This window comes from Youxingia wuxianensis (assembly GCF_014385085.1).
Classification (GTDB): Bacteria; Bacillota; Clostridia; order Oscillospirales; family Ruminococcaceae; genus Youxingia; species Youxingia wuxianensis.
This window is the reverse complement of record NZ_JACRTD010000024.1, coordinates 1-2663: the sequence shown is the minus strand read 5'-3', so window position 1 is coordinate 2663 and position 2663 is coordinate 1. Positions and strand designations below refer to the sequence as shown.

Below are 2663 nucleotides of genomic sequence, written 5' to 3'. Positions count from 1 at the left end.
CGCAGCTGGACGGAACCGGGGCGGAAGAAACAAGCAAATACGCCACCCAAAACTATGTGGCTTTAAAGGTGATCACCCAGGCGCAGGCGGATGCGATCCGGCAGGGGGCAAGAGACCCGGCGCTCATAGAACTGGAAGAGTACTACGCACAAACCCAAACCATATTACCATAAGGAGGGAATAGGATGGGAATATTAACCGATGCACAGACCCTAGTTACCTATGTGGACAACTTAAAAGCAGCAGGGGCTTCCATTGCCGTTACCAACACCACCAAGGATTTACCCGCATCCGCCGGTATCTTCTGTGATCAATATGAAGAATGGCAGCCGGGTATCGAATACAAATACAAGCAGCCGATCAGGTATCAAGGGATGGCCTACCAGGTGCAGCAGAAACACGTCTCCCAGGCACACCAGCCCCCAGACAGTGAGGGGATGCTTGCGATCTACACGCCCTACCCAGCGCCGGACAGAAATATGGTCTATCCCTACACCTACGGGATGCGCGTAGAGATCGGCATGAAAGAGCTTGATCCTAACGGTAAAACATATACCGCAATTCAGGGGATGGCGGCACAGCTTAACCCGCCCTCTGAACTGCCTGCTATCTTTAAGGAGGAAGCACAGTGAACATGAACGAATTCTTCACCTGGGAATATATCGCTACCTTTGCCGGAGCAATGGCCTTAACCGGGCTAGTTACCCAGTTTATCAAAGGTTTTATACATATCCCAACTCAATTATTAGCCTATCTAGTGGCCGTTGCTGTGCTGTATTTAGGACTGTTTTTTACTGGGGGATTGACCTGGCCTGCCGCAGTGCTGACTCTGTTTAACGGCATCCTAATCGCTGCTGCTACCAGCGGCACTATTGACGGGACAAAGCGGCTGATTAAAAAGGAGTAACAATCAAACCGCACCTTGACAGCTGAATTCCGGACTGGATATAATGAATATAGGTACTGCCGCGTCAGCGGCAGGCGGTTAGTCCACCCCTTATGAAAGGGGGTGGTATGTATGGTCGAGATGATTTTAGCAATCCTGCTGATTGTAGCAATCACCGAGGCCGTCAAATACATAAAAAAATAACCGCCCAACCCTCGAAAAGTTAGCGGTTATTTTTAACTAAAAACGATTTGAGGACTAACCGTCTGTCGGCAGTGCCCTTTTGTATCTTCATTATAGCTTGAATAGAAAAAGGTGTCAAGTCACCAGTCCGGTATATGGGCTGGTGATTTTTTGTTTTAAAGGAAGTGATTGTATATGACAAAAGGAATAGATATTTCCTCCCACCAGGGAACGGAGATAGATTTTCATAAAGTAAAGGCGGCGGGATACTCGTTTGTGATTGTAAGAGCGGGGTATGGAACAAAAGTCTCCCAAACCTTTGCGCCTCAGCTGGAAGGAGCGCAGGCGGCAGGGCTGGATACAGGGGCTTACTGGTATTCATATGCCACATCAAAGGAAGCGGCAAATAGGGAGGTTGCAACCTGCCTGGAAGCGATTAAACCGTATAAGCTTACCTACCCGGTATATTTTGATCAGGAGTATGAACCAGTAATCCAAGCCGTTACCAAAAAGGAAAGAACCGAGATCTGTAAAACCTTTTTGGGCGCGCTGGAAACGGCGGGATATTACGCGGGAATATACGCTTCGAAAGATTGGCTGGAAAACTGGCTGGAGCCATTGCCTGAATATGATAAATGGGTGGCTCAGTACGCTTCTAAATGCACCTATCAGGGAGATTTTGGGATGTGGCAGTTCACCGGCAATGGAAAAGTGGATGGAATACCGGCAGCGGTGGATATCAACGAGTGTTACAAGGATTACCCGGAGATCATAAAAAAAGCGGGGCTGAACCATTTGACAAAGAAAGACCCGCCTGTCATTGATTACAAGGCGAAATACTTTGATCTGCTGGGGGATTTACAGGAATTAATAAATAAATACAAGCGAGGGCAGACGGATGGATGAAATGGAAAGAAAAGTAATCGAGCTGGAACAGCGGGAAAAATCCAACAGTCACCGGATAGACAAACTGGAGGGGATTGCCGAGGCGATCCATGAACAAAACTCCAGTATCAAGGAACTGGTAAGCGAGATTAAACGCACCAACGAACATGTAACCGACCATGAGGACCGGCTGACCGATTTAGAACGGCGTCCGGCGCAGAGATGGAACACAATGACCAGGACAATTTTTACCACTGTAGTCTCCACCATCTCAGGGGGGATTGTGGGAGCCTTGATTGCGATGCTGATAAAATAAAAAAGAGGGGGTAACCGAAACTGGTTACCTCCCTTAACTTTACTGAATATTTAGTTTTTGTTTTAAGCCGTCCTGTAAAACCTGTGAGAAGTTTACTCCGGCGCGCTCGGCTTTTGCATTTAACCAACTGGGGATAGATAAGGTCTTTTTAACCGCCCGATTATCATTTTCCCGCCGATAAATATCGGTATCACAATCAACTAAATTTACAAACCCGCCCTCATTGCACATAACATTGGCACTAGCGGATGGGATAGCCTCCATGTTATTCTCAGCGTCACATAACCACATGGACATTGCGTCTCTAGCCATTTGGATTGCATCTGGCAAATTTTTTCCAAACGTTACACATCCTGGAAGATCAGGAACTACCACGTTATAATCTGTACCCTC

At 47.3% G+C, this 2663-nt stretch carries 5 protein-coding genes; 4 read left to right on the top strand and 1 reads right to left on the bottom strand.

What is annotated here, in order from left to right:
* Positions 1–185 precede the first annotated feature (185 nt).
* From H8705_RS13590 to H8705_RS13575, 4 genes are all read left to right on the top strand, one after another.
* Entirely contained in the window at positions 186–632 is a 447-nt protein-coding gene (locus tag H8705_RS13590) for a hypothetical protein (RefSeq protein ID WP_262396316.1), read from the top strand.
* Positions 629–907, top strand: coding sequence for a hypothetical protein (locus H8705_RS13585; protein WP_262396315.1), 279 nt, complete (start codon positions 629–631; stop codon positions 905–907). Before H8705_RS13590 ends, H8705_RS13585 begins: the two co-directional genes overlap by 4 nt.
* A 357-nt stretch (positions 908–1264) precedes the next feature.
* Positions 1265–1975: a glycoside hydrolase family 25 protein gene (locus H8705_RS13580; protein ID WP_262396314.1), complete on the top strand. Its 711-nt coding sequence runs from the start codon at positions 1265–1267 to the stop codon at positions 1973–1975.
* Entirely contained in the window at positions 1968–2270 is a 303-nt protein-coding gene (locus H8705_RS13575; protein WP_262396313.1) for a hypothetical protein, read from the top strand. The genes H8705_RS13580 and H8705_RS13575 overlap by 8 nt, the downstream gene beginning before the upstream one ends.
* 39 nt (positions 2271–2309) lie before the next feature.
* On the opposite strand, the gene H8705_RS13570 is transcribed toward H8705_RS13575, so the two are convergent.
* Positions 2310–2663, bottom strand: a 354-nt coding sequence (locus H8705_RS13570) for a type II toxin-antitoxin system HicB family antitoxin (protein WP_316248661.1), incomplete at its 5' end; no start/stop codon positions are given.